Genomic DNA, 1,836 nt, shown 5'->3' on the forward strand with positions numbered 1-1,836 from the left:
CGGTGGGCGGCCCGTTCCTGACCGCGAACGAGGCCCGCGCCGAGGATGGCCGCGCGCCGGTCGAGGGCGGCGACCGGCTGAACCCCGCCGCGAACATGACGCGGAACGAAGATGCCGGGGCCGACAAAATGGAGGATGAAGACTGATGGAACACCCCATGATCACCACGGGGCCGCAGCCCCTCACCATGTCGTCGCGCGAGATCGCGGAGCTGCTGGAAATCCGACACGACAACGTCAAGCGCAGCGTCGAACGGCTGGCGGATAGGCAGGTCATTGTTCGTCCGCCGTTGGAGGAGGAACAATCTCTCGATGCAATGGGGCGTTGCCGGGCTTCTCTGGTCTATCGTCTGGAGAAACGCGCCAGCTATGTGGTGGTCGCGCAGCTCTCGCCCGAGTTCACCGCCCGTCTTGTGGATCGTTGGCAGGAACTGGAAGAGCAGAGCCGCAGCTTCGACCCCTCCAAGATCCTCGAAAGCCCGGCGGCGATGCGCGCGCTGCTGCTGAGCTACACCGAGAAGGTGATCGCCCTGGAGGCCCGGGTCGATGACATGCGCGAGGATGTCGAAGCCCATGCGCGGCTGACCGGGGCGGAAGGGACGCTTTGCGTGACCGAGGCGGCAAAGGTGCTGGGCATGCGGCCGAAGGATCTCTTCCAGTGGCTCGGCCAGCATGGCTGGATCTACAAGCGGCCCAATGCCGGGGCCTGGCTGGGCTACCAGACCAAGTGCAATCAGGGTCTGCTGGAGCACAAGACCACGACAGTGCACCGGGCAGACGGCTCCGAGAAGATCACCGAACAGGTCCGGATCACGCCCCGGGGCATGTCGAAGCTGGCCCGGCTGATCCATCCCACGGCCCGGATCGTTGCCTGAGCTTCCCCCGATATCGAAAGGATTTGCCATGCCCGAGACCACCATCGGCGCGCTTCTGGGCGCCGCCCCCCTGGCGCTCGACCGCGTCTTCGGCGCGGGCCTTCTGGGCCTGCCGCTGCCCGCCGCGGCGGCCGCCGGTCCTGTACTGGCGGAACCCGTCGAGGTCGCGCGGGGCGAGCGGTTCGCGGTGGCGCGCGGCGTGGCGGTGATGCCGGTGCGGGGCGTGCTGACGCCCAATGCCGAGTTGCTGGAACGCTTCCTCGGCTGGGCGACCTTCGCGGGCATCGAGGCGTCCTGCGGGGCGCTGGCCTCGGCCGAGGACGTGGCGGCGGTGGTGATCGAGTTCGACACGCCGGGCGGGCTGGTGCTGGGGGGCGCGGCGGCGGCGGGCGCCATCGCGGCGCTGGCGGCGGTCAAGCCGGTCCATGCGCTGGTCAATCCGCTGGCGGCCTCGATGGGCTATCACCTGGCCAGCCAGTGTTCCGACATCGCGATGACGCCCGGCAGCCTCGCGGGGTCCATCGGTGTCATGCGCCAGGCGGGCTGGCCGGTCGGCCCCGATGGCGCGGGCAACCGGTGGCAGATCTTCACCTCGACCCATGCCCGGGCCAAGCTGCCGAACCCCGAGACCGAAGGCGGTCGGGCCGAGATCCTGCGCGATCTCGATGCCCATGAGGCGGCCTTTCATGCCGACGTTGCCCGCGGCCGGGGGATCGCCCCTGAGGATCTGGCCGCGCGGCTGTCCGTCACCGACGATCCGGCCGATGGGGGCGCGACCTTCGGGCCGGAAGCCGCCATCGCGCGGGGCCTTGCCGACAGCGCCGAGACCCGCGCCGCCTTCTATGATAGGATTTTTGCCGTGCACGCGCCGAAGCCTGCCGCCCGCCGGGCCACCGGCCGGGGCCACCTGGCGCAAGCCGCCGCCGCGCAGGCCCGCGCGGCTCTCTGACCGACCACTCACT

The 1,836-nt window shown here is 70.1% G+C and carries 2 protein-coding genes; both read left to right on the forward strand.

From position 1 onward, the window contains the following. Window positions 1-145: 145 nt before the first annotated feature. Window positions 146-874, forward strand: coding sequence for a phage antirepressor KilAC domain-containing protein (locus tag BYZ73_RS20945; protein ID WP_220086877.1), 729 nt, complete (start codon window positions 146-148; stop codon window positions 872-874). Window positions 875-902: 28 nt separating this feature from the next. Further along, on the forward strand, window positions 903-1,823 hold the full coding sequence (locus tag BYZ73_RS20950) for a S49 family peptidase (protein WP_112317546.1): 921 nt from the start codon (window positions 903-905) through the stop codon (window positions 1,821-1,823). Window positions 1,824-1,836 lie beyond the last annotated feature (13 nt).

Origin of the sequence: Rhodovulum viride (assembly GCF_003265965.1) — a bacterium.
Lineage (GTDB): Bacteria > Pseudomonadota > Alphaproteobacteria > Rhodobacterales > Rhodobacteraceae > Rhodovulum > Rhodovulum kholense.

Coding starts and splice junctions, on each gene's coding strand:
- BYZ73_RS20945 (WP_220086877.1), top strand. CDS start 146: ATGGAACACCCCATGATCACCACGGGGCCGCAGCCCCTCACCATGTCG.
- BYZ73_RS20950 (WP_112317546.1), top strand. CDS start 903: ATGCCCGAGACCACCATCGGCGCGCTTCTGGGCGCCGCCCCCCTGGCG.